General features: G+C 71.2%; 17 protein-coding genes. 7 read left to right on the forward strand and 10 right to left on the reverse strand.

Annotation, left to right across the window (positions count from 1 at the left end; translation table 11 throughout):
• Nucleotides 1-10 precede the first annotated feature (10 nt).
• Nucleotides 11-529 (reverse strand): Asp23/Gls24 family envelope stress response protein, encoded by a 519-nt coding sequence (locus ACWFRU_RS24680; RefSeq protein WP_453690305.1) that lies wholly within the window; start codon nucleotides 527-529, stop codon nucleotides 11-13.
• A 201-nt stretch (nucleotides 530-730) separates the two neighbouring features.
• On the opposite strand from ACWFRU_RS24680, the gene ACWFRU_RS24685 reads away from it, so the two are divergent.
• The 4 genes from ACWFRU_RS24685 to ACWFRU_RS24700 all read left to right on the forward strand — a co-directional run bounded on the left by ACWFRU_RS24685 (nucleotide 731) and on the right by ACWFRU_RS24700 (nucleotide 2896).
• A complete protein-coding gene (locus ACWFRU_RS24685; RefSeq protein ID WP_453690307.1) occupies nucleotides 731-1318 on the forward strand; it encodes an RNA polymerase sigma factor in 588 nt (195 codons plus the stop codon).
• Nucleotides 1309-1971 carry an Asp23/Gls24 family envelope stress response protein gene (locus ACWFRU_RS24690; RefSeq protein ID WP_453690309.1) on the forward strand — a complete coding sequence of 221 codons (663 nt, stop codon included), beginning with the start codon at nucleotides 1309-1311 and terminating at the stop codon, nucleotides 1969-1971. The genes ACWFRU_RS24685 and ACWFRU_RS24690 overlap by 10 nt, the downstream gene beginning before the upstream one ends.
• On the forward strand, nucleotides 1968-2315 hold the full coding sequence (locus tag ACWFRU_RS24695; RefSeq protein WP_453690311.1) for a hypothetical protein: 348 nt from the start codon (nucleotides 1968-1970) through the stop codon (nucleotides 2313-2315). The genes ACWFRU_RS24690 and ACWFRU_RS24695 overlap by 4 nt, the downstream gene beginning before the upstream one ends.
• A 77-nt stretch (nucleotides 2316-2392) precedes the next feature.
• Entirely contained in the window at nucleotides 2393-2896 is a 504-nt protein-coding gene (locus ACWFRU_RS24700) for an SRPBCC family protein (RefSeq protein ID WP_453690313.1), read from the forward strand.
• On the opposite strand, the gene ACWFRU_RS24705 is transcribed toward ACWFRU_RS24700, so the two are convergent.
• On the reverse strand, nucleotides 2879-4456 hold the full coding sequence (locus ACWFRU_RS24705) for a purine-cytosine permease family protein (RefSeq protein WP_453690315.1): 1578 nt from the start codon (nucleotides 4454-4456) through the stop codon (nucleotides 2879-2881). The two genes, ACWFRU_RS24700 and ACWFRU_RS24705, sit on opposite strands and share 18 nt — an antisense overlap.
• Before the next feature lie 396 nt (nucleotides 4457-4852).
• Here ACWFRU_RS24705 and ACWFRU_RS24710 point away from each other — a divergent pair, with 396 nt between their 5' ends.
• Nucleotides 4853-5587: a chitinase gene (locus ACWFRU_RS24710; RefSeq protein WP_453690317.1), complete on the forward strand. Its 735-nt coding sequence runs from the start codon at nucleotides 4853-4855 to the stop codon at nucleotides 5585-5587.
• A gap of 190 nt (nucleotides 5588-5777) precedes the next feature.
• Nucleotides 5778-7004 carry a cytochrome P450 gene (locus ACWFRU_RS24715; protein ID WP_453690319.1) on the forward strand — a complete coding sequence of 409 codons (1227 nt, stop codon included), beginning with the start codon at nucleotides 5778-5780 and terminating at the stop codon, nucleotides 7002-7004.
• A gap of 42 nt (nucleotides 7005-7046) precedes the next feature.
• Here the strand turns inward: ACWFRU_RS24715 and ACWFRU_RS24720 are convergent, their stop codons facing one another.
• The 6 genes from ACWFRU_RS24720 to ACWFRU_RS24745 form a co-directional block, all read right to left on the reverse strand.
• A complete protein-coding gene (locus tag ACWFRU_RS24720) occupies nucleotides 7047-8318 on the reverse strand; it encodes a cytochrome P450 (protein WP_453690321.1) in 1272 nt (423 codons plus the stop codon).
• Nucleotides 8315-8929 (reverse strand): GTP-binding protein, encoded by a 615-nt coding sequence (locus ACWFRU_RS24725; RefSeq protein WP_453690323.1) that lies wholly within the window; start codon nucleotides 8927-8929, stop codon nucleotides 8315-8317. The genes ACWFRU_RS24720 and ACWFRU_RS24725 overlap by 4 nt, the downstream gene beginning before the upstream one ends.
• Nucleotides 8910-9272, reverse strand: coding sequence for a DUF742 domain-containing protein (locus tag ACWFRU_RS24730; RefSeq protein WP_453690325.1), 363 nt, complete (start codon nucleotides 9270-9272; stop codon nucleotides 8910-8912). Before ACWFRU_RS24730 ends, ACWFRU_RS24725 begins: the two co-directional genes overlap by 20 nt.
• Nucleotides 9269-9688, reverse strand: coding sequence for a roadblock/LC7 domain-containing protein (locus ACWFRU_RS24735; protein ID WP_363206274.1), 420 nt, complete (start codon nucleotides 9686-9688; stop codon nucleotides 9269-9271). The genes ACWFRU_RS24730 and ACWFRU_RS24735 overlap by 4 nt, the downstream gene beginning before the upstream one ends.
• A 115-nt stretch (nucleotides 9689-9803) precedes the next feature.
• On the reverse strand, nucleotides 9804-11609 hold the full coding sequence (locus ACWFRU_RS24740; protein WP_453690328.1) for a sensor histidine kinase: 1806 nt from the start codon (nucleotides 11607-11609) through the stop codon (nucleotides 9804-9806).
• 296 nt (nucleotides 11610-11905) lie between these two features.
• Nucleotides 11906-12655: a hypothetical protein gene (locus tag ACWFRU_RS24745; protein WP_453690330.1), complete on the reverse strand. Its 750-nt coding sequence runs from the start codon at nucleotides 12653-12655 to the stop codon at nucleotides 11906-11908.
• Nucleotides 12656-12816: 161 nt separating this feature from the next.
• Here ACWFRU_RS24745 and ACWFRU_RS24750 point away from each other — a divergent pair, with 161 nt between their 5' ends.
• The gene (locus ACWFRU_RS24750) at nucleotides 12817-13215 is read left to right on the forward strand and encodes a VOC family protein (RefSeq protein WP_453690331.1); all 399 of its coding nucleotides are present in this window, start codon (nucleotides 12817-12819) and stop codon (nucleotides 13213-13215) included.
• Nucleotides 13216-13239: 24 nt separating this feature from the next.
• Here the strand turns inward: ACWFRU_RS24750 and ACWFRU_RS24755 are convergent, their stop codons facing one another.
• Together ACWFRU_RS24755 and ACWFRU_RS24760 are read right to left on the reverse strand one after the other, a co-directional pair.
• A complete protein-coding gene (locus ACWFRU_RS24755; protein WP_453690333.1) occupies nucleotides 13240-13488 on the reverse strand; it encodes a hypothetical protein in 249 nt (82 codons plus the stop codon).
• Nucleotides 13489-13665: 177 nt separating this feature from the next.
• Nucleotides 13666-14109 carry a GNAT family N-acetyltransferase gene (locus tag ACWFRU_RS24760; protein WP_453690335.1) on the reverse strand — a complete coding sequence of 148 codons (444 nt, stop codon included), beginning with the start codon at nucleotides 14107-14109 and terminating at the stop codon, nucleotides 13666-13668.
• Nucleotides 14110-14194: the final 85 nt, after the last annotated feature.

Raw genomic sequence — 14194 nt, forward strand, 5'->3', positions numbered from 1 at the left:
CACCGGCGTGCTACTCGACGCGCGTCTCGGCGCCGGAGTCCGTGCTGTCGTCCTCGGGCAGATGGACGTCGTTGACGGCGACGTTCACCTCGACCACCTCCAGGCCGGTGATGCGCTCCACCGCCGAGATGACGTTCTCGCGCACGTCGTGGGCGACGTCCGTGATGGGCACGCCGTACTCGACGACGATGTCGAGGTCGATGGCCGTCTGCCGCTCGCCGACCTCGACCTTCACCCCGCGGCCGACGTTGGGGCGCCCGCCGGGGACGCGGTCGCGCACGGCGCCGATGGTGCGCGACAGGCCGCCGCCCATGTCGAACACGCCCGGGATCTCGCGGGCCGCCATGCCGGCGATCTTCACGACCACGACATCGGCGATGGACGTCTTGCCGCGCGTCGCCGCCGGCTGGGCCGCGCCGGTGGCCCCGCTGACGGTGATGGCTCCCGTGCTCCTGCGGGCCTCGCCGGTGAGTTCCTTCTCGGTGGTGCCGGGCGCGGCCGCTTTCGAAGTGAGGTCCTGCGTCGTCATGGTGGCATCTCCTCGGGGATCGTCGGAATCATCGGGTTTGTCGGGGTCGTCGGGCTCTTCTTCTGCTCCGACCCGGGTACCCCCGGTCCGTTACGCGCCTCACGGGATTTTCCTCGCCCGGGATGTAGCTTTTCTGGGCCGCGTAACGCGGTGGGCCCTGCGTGTGTCGTACGAGCGCGACCGAAATGAGAGGAGCCGCGTGTGCCGGGCGACCGGGGCGGAACAGCCGATGAGGCGGACGCGTCCGCCAGGCGTGACGACGGGCTGCTCGCGGTGCGGGCGGCCGAAGGTGACGAGGAGGCCTTCGAGGCCCTCGTGCACCGGCACGCGCCGATGGCGCTGCGCCTGGCCACGCGCCTGCTCGGGAGCCGCCCGGAGGCGGAGGACGCCGTGCAGGAGTCCTTCGTCAGTGCCTGGCGCAAGCTGCCGGAGTTCCGCGGGGACGCGCAGTTCGGTACGTGGATCTACCGCATCGTCACCAACCGCTGCCTCAACGCGCTGCGTTCGCGGCGGCCCGTCGTGGCGCTCGACGGGCTGCCCGAGCCGGCCGCTCCGGAGCACGAGGTCTCGCCCGCGCGGGTGGCCGAGGGGCACGCCGCGGTGGCGGACCTGGCGCGCGCGATGGAGGGTCTCTCGCCGGAGCAGCGGGTGTGCTGGGTGCTGCGGGAGCTGGACGGCGCGTCGTACGAGTCCATCGCCGAGACGGTCGGCATCAGTACGGAGGCGGTCCGCGGCCGTGTCTTCCGGGCGCGGCGCTATCTGACGGAGGCGATGGCCGCATGGCGATGAACGGGGAATCCGTACCGGACGACGAGCGGGAGGCGGGCTTCGGAGTGCTGCCCGAGGACGAACTGCTGCCCTGCGGGCGCGAGTTGTCGCACGTGTGGGAACAGTGGGAGGCGGGCGTGCCCGACCCCCACGCCGACGGCTGCCCGCACTGCACGCAGGCCCTGGACGCCCTGCGACAGCTGGAGGGGATCGTCACCGAGGCGCGCGAGACCGCACCGCGCGAACAGGACACCTCCGCCCTCACCGGCCGTGTCATGGAGGTGGTGCGGCTGGAACTGCGGCCCGGCAGGACGCTGCCCCTGGGCGACGAGGACGAGGACGCCTGGATTGTGGAGGCCGCGGCGGCCAGGACGGTGCGGGCCGCCGCGGAGTCCCTGCCGGGCGTGCGCGCGGGAAGCTGCCGCATCGGCCCGCTGGACGAGGCAGCGGCCCCCGCGCCCACGGGGCGCCTCGCGCGCGGGCCGGTCCGCATCCGCGTCGAGGTGCAGGTCCCGCTCCCCTGGAACCTGCCGGAGGTCGCCGACCGGGTGCGCGGCCGCGTCCTCGAAGCGGTGGACGAGGAACTGGGGATGCGGATCGCGGTCGTCGACGTGACGATCAGCGACCTCATCGACGACGCGGATGACGACAGCGGGGAAGGGCGGCAGCGGTGAGCGATCGAGACGTTTCGCGCGGGGTGGCGAACGCCGTCATAGAGGCGGTCCTCGCCACTCCGGGGGTGGCCTTTTTGCGGCCGGGTCTCGCGGACCTCCTGCGGTCGTCCGCCGTGCTCAGGCGCGGTCTCCCCAGCACCCCGGCGGGCTCCGCGGGCGTGCAGGTGCGACAGGAGAAGGACGGCCGGAGCTGGGGCGTGGAGGTGTACGTCGTCCTGCACCGGGGGCGGCGGACCCTGGACGTGACCCGGGAGGTGCGCTCGGCGGCGGCCGAGGCCGTCGGCCTTGCGACTGGGGAGCCGGGCACGCCCCGGGTCACCGTCACGGTCACGGGCCTGGTCTGAGCCGCCCTCGGGGGAGCATGGGGGCTGACATTCAAGCTACTGGTGAGTAAGGTCGCGGGTCGAGGAACGGAGTTGTCATGACCCGCACGTTCACAGTGTCCCGAAGCATCCTGGTCGAGGCGTCACCCCAGACGGTGTACGAGCAGGTCAGCCAGCCCGCTCTGATGGGGCGCTGGAGCCCCGAGAACCTCGGCGCGACCGTGCCCGGAGGCGAGGTGCCCGCCACCGTCGGCCTGGTCTTCGAGGGGCACAACAAGCGCGGCCCGTTCCGCTGGACCACCCGCTGCACGGTGACCAAGGCCGAGCCGGGGCGGCGCTTCGCCTTCCGCGTGCACGCGATCGGACTGAAGCGCCCCCGGCTGCGGGCCCCCATCGCCACCTGGGAGTACCGCTTCGAGGACAGCGGCGGCGGCACCAAGGTGACCGAGACGTGGACGGACGACAGGCGTTCCTGGCCCACCTTCGCGGCCAACGCCTTCGACCGCCTGGCCACGGGTGGCCGCACCTTCGCGGTCTTCCAGGTCGGCAACATCGACCGGACGCTGAAGAACCTCAAGCGGGAGCTAGAGACGGCTCGTTGAGCGGGCGGCGGCGGCCTCGTCGGTGGTGCCGCCGCCGGACGGTCCGGTGATCGGGGCGATCGGCGTATCGGACGCGCGTACCCAGCGCGGCCCCTCGGGCCCGTACACCCCGCGCGGCTCCGGGAACGCCGAGAGCAGCGCCAGATAGACGACCGCCGCGACGACCGCCCCCAGCGGGAGGCTGATGTCGGCGCCGTTCGCAAGGTCGCCGAGCGGCCCGACGAACTGTCCGGGGATGTTGGTGAACAGCACCCCGGTCACCGCGCCGGTCCACCAGGCGGCCATGCCGCGCCAGTTCCAGCCGCGCGCGAACCAGTAGCGGCCGCCGTGCTGGCGGCGCGTGAAGACCTGCAGCGCCTCGGGGTCGTACCAGCCGCGCCGGGTGACGTAGCCGAGCATCATGACGATCATCCACGGCACGGTGCAGGTGACGATCATCGTGGCGAAGGTGGAGATCGCCTGCACGAGGTTGAAGCCGAAGCGGCCCACGAAGATGAACGTGATGGACAGGACGCCGATCAGGACGGTGGCCCGGACGCGGCTGAGCCGCGGGAACACCGAGGAGAAGTCCAGGCCGGTGCCGTACAGCGCGGTGGTCCCGGTCGACATGCCGCCGATCAGGGCGATCAGGCAGACGGGCAGGAAATACCAGCCGGGCGCGATCGCGAGCAGGCCGCCGACGAAGTTGGGGGCGGCCGGGTCCATGTACTTCGGTGCCTGCTCGGCGATGATCGCCGCCGTCGCCAGGCCGAAGCCGAACGGCAGGACCGTGGCGATCTGCGAGAGGAAGGCAGCCCCCATCACCTTGCGGCGCGGGGTCTCGGCGGGGATGTAGCGCGCCCAGTCGCCCAGAAAGGCGCCGAAGGAGACCGGGTTGGACAGCACGATCAGCGCGGCGCCGATGAAGGACGGCCAGAACAGGTCCTGGGTGGCCTGATCGGCGTCCGCGGTGAAGATCCCCGCGTACGAGGGGTCGAAGTCCCCGGCGAAGGCGACGAGACCGAGCACGAACAGCAGGGTCGCCGCCACGACCGCGATCTTGTTGACGAGCAGCATGAAGCGGAAGCCGTAGACGCACACGGCGAGGACGAGCGCGGCGAAGACCGCGTACGCGCAGCCGTAGGCCACGTCGCTCTCCGGTACGCCGAGCAGCCGGTGCGCCCCGCCGATGAGCGCGTCGCCCGAGCTCCACACCGACAGGGAGAAGAACGCCACGGCGGTGAGCAGGGAGAGGAAGGAGCCGACGATCCTGCCGTGCACGCCCAGATGGGCCGACGAGGAGACGGCGTTGTTCGTGCCGTTGCGCGGCCCGAACACCGCCATCGGCGCAAGGAGCAGAGAACCGACGAGCAGCCCCAGGAGCATCGCCGCGAGCCCTTGCCAGAAGGAGAGCCCGAACAGGATCGGGAACGCCCCGAGCACGCAGGTGGCGAAGGTGTTGGCGCCGCCGAACGCGAGCCGGAACAGATCGAGCGGTCCCGCCGAACGGTCCGCGTCCGGAATGCGTTCGACTCCGTGCGTCTCGACCTCGGTGACGGACGGAGAAGGCTCCTTGGGCACAGGCGGCTCCCTGATCGGCGGCACCACGGAGTGCGAGGTGCCGAGACGGAAATGCAGGGACCGTAGACGCCCTGCGCGTGGCCGCACCAGTGCCCGATTCGCACTGTCCACACCGAGGCGATGGATGAATCGCACATCCATCGCCTCAACTGCGGTCACAGGAAGGGCTATTGACGGGGACGCGTCACTCGGTATGGTCTAGTCCAACGGTAGGAGCCATTCCGGAGAGCTGCAGCCTCCGGTGCTCCGGTGCGATCACCGGTGGGTCCTGCCGCGTCTCTTCGTGCCTCCCACCCCTCGTGCGCGCCCAAGAGACGGACTTGAATCCCTCCCCCCCCACCACGTGACGGGTGGCCGTGCGCACGCATGGGTCGACCCGCCAAGGAGTGATCCCCCATGCGTCCTCGTGTCCTCGCCGCGCTGACCGCGACCGCTTCGGCCGCCGCACTCGCCCTTCTGACCCTCGCGCCCAACGCCTCCGCCGAGAAGGCGCCGGGGGAGCGGGCCGCGGCGGAATTCCTCGTCAGCGAGGCCCAGTTCAACGAGATGTTCCCGAATCGGAACTCCTTCTACACCTACAGCGGGCTCACCCAGGCGCTCAGCGCCTATCCCGAGTTCACCGGGACCGGCAGCGACACCGTACGCAAGCAGGAGGCCGCGGCCTTCCTGGCGAACGTCAGTCACGAGACGGGCGGCCTGGTCCACGTCGTCGAGCAGAACACCGCCAACTACCCGCACTATTGCGACAGTTCGCAGCCCTACGGATGCCCGGCGGGCAACGACAAGTACTACGGGCGCGGCCCGATCCAGCTCAGCTGGAACTTCAACTACAAGGCGGCGGGCGACGCCCTGAAGATCGACCTCCTGAACAACCCCGACCTCGTGCAGAACGATCCGGCCGTGGCGTGGAAGACCGGTCTCTGGTACTGGAACACGCAGAACGGCCCGGGGACCATGACGCCGCACAACGCCATGGTCAACGGCGCGGGCTTCGGCGAGACGATCCGCAGCATCAACGGCAGCCTGGAATGCGACGGGAAGAACCCCGAGCAGGTGCAGAGCCGCATCAACAACTACACGAAGTTCACCGGAATCCTCGGCGTCACCCCGGGCGACAAGCTCAGCTGCTGACGGCCCCGGCCCCCCGGCCCCGGCCGCGGGTTCGGCGCTCCCCCTCGCCCCACCGGTTTCGAGCCGATGGGGCGAGGGGCGATTTTCGGCCAACATTAGTGTAGTGCTCAACGATCGGCCGGGAGGGGCTGGTTGGCTCCGTAAGTGATCAATAGCCTGGGCGCGTCGCCTTTCCCGACCTAGGAGCCACATGTCCACCGCGCAGCAGGTCCCTGACATCCTCTCGCCCGAGTTCGCCAAGGACCCGTACCCGGCCTACCAGCTGATGCGGGAGAACGCACCGCTCTTCTGGCACGAGGCGACCCAGAGCTGGATCATCTCGCGGTACGCGGACGTCGAGCGCGTGTTCAAGGACAAGGCATCGCAGTTCACCACCGACAACTACGACTGGCAGATCGAGCCCGTCCACGGAAAGACGATCCTCCAGCTCAGCGGCCGCGAGCACTCCGTGCGGCGCGCGCTCGTCGCACCGGCCTTCCGCGGCAGCGACCTGCAGGAGAAATTCCTGCCCGTCATAGAACGCAACTCCCGCGAACTCATCGACACCTTCCGGCACACCGGCAGCGTCGACCTGGTCGAGGGCTACGCCACCCGCTTCCCGGTCAACGTCATCGCCGACATGCTGGGCCTGGACAAGTCCGACCACGCCCGCTTCCACGGCTGGTACACCACCGTCATCGCCTTCCTCGGCAACCTGGCGGGCGACGCCGAGGTCGCGGCGGCCGGTGAACGCACCCGGGTGGAGTTCGCCGAGTACATGATCCCGATCATCCGGGAGCGCCGCGACAACCTCGGCGACGACCTGCTTTCCACACTGTGCGCCGCCGAGGTGGACGGCGTACGCATGAGCGACGAGGACATCAAGGCCTTCTGCAGCCTGCTGCTCGCGGCGGGCGGCGAGACCACCGACAAGGCCATCGCCAGCATCTTCGCCAACCTCCTGATGCACCCCGAGCAGCTCGAGGCCGTCCGGCAGGACCGCGGTCTGATCGCCCGCGCCTTCGCCGAGACCCTGCGCTACACCCCGCCCGTCCACATGATCATGCGGCAGTCCGCGACCGACGTGGAGGTCACCGGCGGCACCATCCCCGCCGGGGCCACCGTCACCTGCCTGATCGGCTCGGCCAACCGTGACGAGGAGCGCTACCGCGAGCCGGACCGCTTCGACATCTTCCGCGACGACCTGACCACGACGACCGCGTTCTCCGCCGCTGCCGACCACCTGTCCTTCGCCCTCGGTCGGCACTTCTGCGTGGGCGCGCTCCTGGCCAAGGCAGAGGTGGAGATCGGCGTCGACCAGCTCCTGGACGCGATGCCGGACGTGCGGCTCGCGAAGGGCTTCGACCCCGTGGAGCAGGGCGTGTTCACCCGGGGGCCGCAGTCGCTGCCGGTGGAGTTCACCCCCGCCACCGCCTGATCCCACCGGGGCGCCGACAGAAGGCGGCGCCCCGGTACCGGCTCAGTGCGCCACAGGCGTGAACTGCACCGGCAGCGACGTCAGGCCGCGCATCCAGATGGACGGCCGCCACGTCAACTCGTGCGGCTCCACCGCGAGGACGAGGTCGGGCAGCCGCTCCAGGAGCGTCTCGACCGCGGTCCTCGCGATGACGTCGGCGAGCAGCGGAGCCGGGTAGGGGCAGCGGTGCTCGCCGTGGCTGAAGGAGAGATGCGCGGAGTTCTCCGGGCCGACATGCGACTCGGGCCAGATCTGCGGGTCGGTGTTGGCCGCGGCGAGGCCGAGCACCAGACAGTCGCCCGCCCGGATCTGCCGCCCGCCGAGCTGGGTGTCGCGCACCGCCCAGCGGCCGATGAAGTTCTGTGTCGGCGTGTCCAGCCACAACACCTCGTTGAGCGCCTCGCCCACGCTCAGCCGCCCGCCGGACACGTTGAGCGCGAACCGCTCGTCGGTCAGCATCAACCGCAGGGTGTTGCAGATCCAGTTGGCCGTCGGCTGCTGGGCCGCCGCGATGATGGAGATCAGGTCCTGGACGATCTCCTCGTCGGTGAGGCCCGCCGGGTGCGTCAGCATCCGCGAGGTGACATCCGCGCCGGGCTTCTCGCGCTTCTCCTTCACCAGGAGCTGGATCCGCTCCCCGACGCGCGTGTAGGCCGCGACGGGGTCGTCCCCCTCATGCGCGTCGAGCGAGATCCGCAGGTCGTCCACGAGCTGCTGCGTGTCCGTGCCCTCGTGCGGCATCCCGCACATCTGCACCGCGGCCACCATGGGCAGCGCGTGCGCGTACGCGTCCATCAGCTCGGCCTGGCCGCTGCCGGCGAACTCGGCGATCAGCCGGTCGGCGATCCGGGCGCTGTCCCTGGCGAGTTCGAACTGGTCGACCCCCTCAAGGGCCTCCGTGATCACCCCGGCCCGCCTGCGGTGCTCCTCGCCCTCGGCGAACAGGACCGAGGGCTGGTAGCCGACGAACGGCAGCAGCGGCCAGTCGGCGGGAATGTTCTCCCACTGGTTCCAGCGCCGCGAGTCGCGGGCGAACAGCTCGTCGTGGCCCGTCACATAGCTGACCTCGGAGTAGCCGAGCACCAGCCACGCGGGCACGTCACCGTCGAGGAGCACCGGCGCCACCGCGCCGTGCTCCCTGCGCAGGCTGCGGTAGAGCTGCGACGGCGTCTGCTGGTACTCCAGACCACCCAGGCGCACCGCGCCCGTACCCGCGTGTGCCGGGCACCCGGGCGGCGGGCTCTGTTCGAAGGGGGATCCGGTCGGCTCGGTCACGTTGTCATCTCCTGGGCCATGGCCAGTGCGTAGAGGTGGTCCACGAGGGTGATCAGGACGTCCTTGCCCGACGACCTCACCCGTGCGTCGCAGTCGATCAGCGGCACGTGGTCGGGCAGCGCGAGCGCCTGCCGGATCTCCTGAAGCGAATGCGTCGAGGTGTCGTCGTCGAACCGGTTGACGGCCACCACGAACGGCGTCTTGTGGTGTTCGAGCCGGTCGATGGCGTACCAGGAGTCGTCCATCCGCCGTGTGTCGACCAGGACGACCGCCCCGAGCGTGCCGGAGAAGAGCCGGTCCCACAGGAACCAGAAACGCTCCTGCCCGGGCGCGCCGAACAGGTAGAGCACCACACGCTCGTTGAGGCTGATGCGGCCGAAGTCGAACGCCACGGTCGTCGTGGTCTTGGCGGCCACGTCGGTCGTCTCGTCGACGCCGACACCGGCCTGCGTCATGACCTCTTCGGTGTTCAGTGGACGGATCTCGCTGACCGAGCGGACCAGCGTCGTCTTGCCGACCCCGAAGCCGCCCACGACGACGATCTTCAGGCCGGTCTCGGCAGTGTCGGACAGCGGCGTCCGGGAGGGCAGCTCAGATGTTGCGGAGCCCATGGAGCACCTCCTTGAGAAGGGCGGAATCGGGGATCGAGGCGGCCGAGCCGGCCGCGCGGGGGTGGCGGGCGGTGATCCGGCCCATCGCGAGCAGGTCACCAAGGAGGATCCGCACCACCGTGATCGGCAGCTTCATCTCCGCCGCGATCTCCACCACGGCCGTCGGATGCCGGCACAGTTCGAGGATCCGTACGTGCTCCGACTGCATCCCGGCAGTGGGCTCGCACTCGCTCACCACCAGCGTGACCAGGTCGAACGAATCGTCGTCGGCGCGGCTGCGACCGCCGGTGACCGTGTAGAGCCGGTCCGGATCACCGATGTCCACGGGCTTGCGCGGCGTCACGAGGAGCCGCTGCCTTCGGTCTGGGCGCGCGGCTCGGCGCGCAGGTGCTCACCGATCTGTTCGACCAGTTCGGTCATCTGATGCCCCACCACTCCGGGATCGGCGTTCTCCTCGGCCACCACCGCCAGGTGCGCTCCCTGGCCGGCCTCGACGATGAAGAGCAGTCCGCCGTGGAACTCGGTCATGGAGTGCCGGACGCCGCCGGTCCCGTCACCGAACTCCATGGAGGCGCCCTGGGCGAGGGCCTGGATACCGGAGCAGATCGCCGCCAGCTGGTCAGCCTGATCGAGCGTCAGATGCTCGCTCCAGCACAGCTTCAGGCCGTCCCGGGAGAGCACCAGGGCGTGCCGCGTTCCGGGGGTGCGCTTCAGGAGGCTCTGCAGGAGCCAGGTCAGGCTGTTGTCAGTGGTCTGCATGGTAGGCGGGGCGAGATGCGCGGGTCGTCCGGTCACCTGCCCGTCCCTCCAATCTCACGAATTTCGAGCGGGGAAGGGGGCGCCAGAGCCCGGGCGCCGTGCGGGTGGCTTCGGTCTACTCGGCGGGCGGCGGCCCGGAATCGGCGGGGGACTCGGGCGCCGCGGGGGAGCCGGGCACGTCGCCCGCCGCCCGCCGCCCGCGGTGGAAGGCACCGAAACGGGAACCGGCGTCGCGCGGCGGCAGCCCCGCGTCGCCGGAGAGCGCCCCGGTTCCGGCCGCGGCGTCGGACGCCGCCCTGCGCTGCTCGCGCTCGCGCTCCGCCTCGGCCATGGTGCGCCCGGGGGCGCGCACGGGCAGGCCGTTGGCCGTGGCGGCCGCGGGACGGGCGTGCTCGGGCCGGGGCTGTGCCTGAGCGGCCGCAGGCTGCGCCTGAGCGACTTCCACGGGCCGCGCCGGGGCGGCGGGATGCTCCGGGGCCGCGGGGGTCTCAGCGGCCGCCGGTGCGGGGGCCGCGGGCAGCGGTGCGGGCGTCGGCTCGACGCCGTGAGGGGCGAGCTGCTGGGGAGCGGGGTCGCGCTGCTGGGCCAGGAGCTGCGGGGGCAGGAGCACCACGACGCCCGTGCCGCCGCGTGAGGACGGACGGAAGTTGACGCTCATCCCGTACTTCGCGGCGAGACGCCCGACCACCGCGAGACCGAGGCGGGTGCCCTGCAGCGAGGCCAGGTCCGTGACGTGCCCGGAGACCGACTCCTCGGCGCGGCGCATCGCCGCGTCGGCCATCTTCAGGCCGCTGTCCTCGATCGTCACGACGATCCCGGCGCTGCGCTCCTCCACATAGACGTGCACCTCGTCGATGGGCGGGGAGAAGTTCGCCGCGTTGTCCATCAGTTCGGCGAGGACGTGCATGACGCCCTCAGCGGCGAATCCGGCGATGGCCACCGTCGTCGAGCAGTGCAGCCGCACCCGCTGATACGCGGAGATCCGGCCCACCGCGCCCCGCAGGATGCTCTCCATGACGATCGGCTTGTTCCAGGCGCGGCTGGAGCGGCCACCCATCAGCAGGGCGAGACGGTCGGTCATGAGACCCAGCTGGGAGGTGCTGTGGTCCAGGCGCAGCAGATCGCCGAAGACCTCCACGCCGTGCCGCTCCTGCATGTCCCGCAGGTCGGCGAGCATGCTCACGGACTTGGCCTGCACGCGGCTCAGCGCCTTGGCTGAGGCCGCCTGCGCGGCCGCGGCGCGCCGCTCGCTGTAGGCGAGCTCGCGGACGAACGATTCGGCGGGCACGCGCAGCAGGGGATTGCGCGGCCATTCGAGGCCGGCGAGGACCGTGTCCGCGGAGGCGCCGTCGCGCAGCCGCTCGATCGCGGCGGGCAGCGTCACCGCCGTCAGCTGGTCCAACTCCGTGGCGGCCTGGGCGAGTTGCGCCTGGGCGTGGTCGCGGCGCGAGTCGACCTCGGCCGCGTGCCGTACGGTCTCCTCCACCACGGAGGCGAACTCGTGGACGATCTGGCGCAGTTGCGGATCCGACGGCGGCGCGGTCTGCGCCAGCGTCTCACTCGCGCTGGTCCCGTCGCGCAACCGTTTCATCACGGTCGGCAGCGTCACGGTCAGCAGGTGCGCGGACTCGGCACCCTGACGCGCGATCTGCGCCTTGAGGGCGGCGGCCTCGGCGTGGTCCGCGTCGGCGGCTCCACGGACCCGCTTGACGTGCAGGGACGTCGTCACCAGCGCGATCGCCAGACACAGCCAGCCGGCCAGGACCGAGGCCACCGTCCAGACCCGGGCGTTCTCCGGTGCCATGACGCCCGCCACGGCACCGGCCACGGCGGTCACCACCAGCACGACCACGGGCAGGGTCGACGCGGGCCGGCGCGCCTTCGCTATTCGGTGCGGGCTGGGGGGAGCAGGCACGGGCATTCAGCGGTCCCTCGGTCCTTGAGTGCAGGTAAGCAACGAGCCGACCGATGTACGCATCGGTCGCGGGCCCGGCGGGAACGCCAAAGAGGACGGCGATCTTCCGGACCACACATCGCGCCATGCTAGTCACCTCGCGGAGCGCGCAGGACAGTGAGGCGGAACAGGCCGCACCGAAGGGGCTTTCGTCGTGATCTGGCCCTTCGAACATGGCGCCGTGATAATGGAGTTCGACTTTACGGCGCCACATTCGGCCGCCACTTTACGGCGCCACGTCGCGGCGCCCACCAGACGGCGGGTCAGTCGACCGGCGAGGTCTCGGTGATCTCGTACGCCTCGAGCCCCGGAGCCGCGAGGAGATCCGCGACGCAGGCCGCCGTTCCGCCGACGTACGTGCTCACCAGATCGACGTCCCCGGCCACGCACCAGGCGCGGTCCTCGGGCCACCAGAGGTCGGGGAGCTCGGGTGGCGCCTCATCAGGTTCGCCCCCGGGAACGGGGAACGCGGGTGAGTCGGCGTCGTCCAGCGGTCCGGAGAGCAGGATCTCGTGACGGCCCGGTGTGCGGAACACGGGATACCCGTCCCAGTTGTACTGGCCGTACCCCTCCCAGAGTCCGTACCAGCAGCGGTCGGGGGTGCGGGTGTGTCCGGACAGCACGGAGATCAGGGCGCGGGCCACGCCGGCGGGGGTCGGGCCCTCGTCGGGGTGTTCGTCCCAGACGCCGGGGACGGCCGGGGTGTCGTCGTTGCGATAGAGAAGCCGGTCGTCCCCGAGACCGATCAGCTCGTGCCAGCGTGTCCCCGCCGACACCGGCCGGCCGTACGCGGCGGCGACTTCGTCCCACCGCACCGGTTTCGTGCCGAGCCAGGCCGGGTGCAGGATGCGCGCGTACGCCTCGAAGCCGGGGGCGCAGACTCCCGCGACCGTGCCGAATCCGTCGTCATGGGGCGGGCGTTGCTCCAGCCAGCGGGCGGGCGAGAGGTCGTGCCGCTCGACACGGAGACGGCCGTAGGCGGACGGGGGCTGGCATTGGTCGACGAGGCGCATGCCCCCAGTGTCACCCGTGCCGTGACGCCCCACGGCCACCCACGGACGCCGATTGAGGCGGGCGGGGCGGGGCACTCGGACAGCCGTGGGGCGGCCGGCTGAGCGGCCGCCCGTCTCCATTCCGATCCACGCCGACCTGATGCCGACCGAAGAGGGACCCCATGGGTGTGAAGAAGACCGCCGTCGTCGTCCTCGACTGCGCGAAGCCCGAGGAGCTCGCGGAGTTCTACGCGGGCTTGCTCGGAGGCACGGCCGGCATGGGCACCGACCCCGACTACGTCGAGGTGTCCGACGCGCAGGGCATCCGCATGGCGATCCACCGCGACTACGGCTACGCGCCTCCGAGCTGGCCGCGCCCCGAGGACTCCCAGCAGGCGCACCTCAGGATTCTGGTGGACCGCGGCGACATCGACGAGGCGGAGCGCGAGGCCATCGGCCTGGGCGCCCGGCCCGTGGACACCAAGGACAACTCCGGCCCCCGGGACACCCGGACCTACAGCGACCCGGCAGGGCACTCGTTCACCCTTGCCGTGTCCGCCGAGCCGAGGGTGACCAGGTGACCCGCTGAGCGCGCTGACTCCCGCTCAGCCGGAGGGCTCGTCCGGCACCGGCTGGTCCGGACGCACGCCGCCCGAGTGCGGCGCACCGCGCCGGCCGGTGCCCGCCTCGTCCGTGTCCGGTACGTCGTCGTCGGCGTCCGGGGCGTTGCCCGTGGTGGCCGCGTCGTCGTCCGGCTCCCAGTGGTCCTCCGCGTCCGACGCCTGCTGATCGGGCAGATCCCTCGGCACGGGTGTCTCGTCCTCGCCCCGGGTCTCGGGCAGTTCCTCGCTCACGGTGTTCCCTCCAGTCCTCGTCACCGCGTCCCGCGCGGTCTCACGGCGCTTCCGCTGCGCAGGCGCGGCTACCCGCCGCACTCGCGTCAACACCTCGTACTGGTTCACGGTGGCCTGTTGCGGGCGGGTTGGCCACGCGAGTGGGGCCGGTTGACACGAAGCCGCGCGCGAACGCCGTCAAGGGCGCCAGTACAGGGCCGGGTCGGGGTGGTCGACGAAGCCCAGGTCCCGGTAGAGGGGGGCGCCCTCGGGGGAGGCGTACAAGTCCACGCGGGTCACCTCGCGTTCCCGGAACCAGTCGAGCAGGGCTCCCATCAGCGCGCGGCTGTGGCCCCGTCGCCGGTGTGCCGGGTCCGTGACCACGCCGATCACCAGGCCGACCCGGCCGTTGCGCAGATGCGGGCCCGGCAGGCGCTGCTCGACCGAGCCGATGGCGCAGGCGGCCAGGCCTTTGCCGCTCCCGGCGTCCCCGTCGCCGTCGCCGTCCACGACGAGGATCCGCATGCCTTCCGTGGCCATGTGGTTCTTCAGGACCACGGCCAGGTCGTCCTGCCAGCCGGAGTCTCCCGAGGGCGGGCTGAAGTACTCGCCGCCGAGGTTCTCGAACAGCAGCGCCCGCAAGCGTACGAGCTCGGCGATGTCGTCGTACGTCGCCGGGCGCGCTGCTGGGCCGGTGGATGAGTGTGCGTATGGGTGTGCGGATGGG

The organism is Streptomyces sp. NPDC055099, from assembly GCF_053607685.1.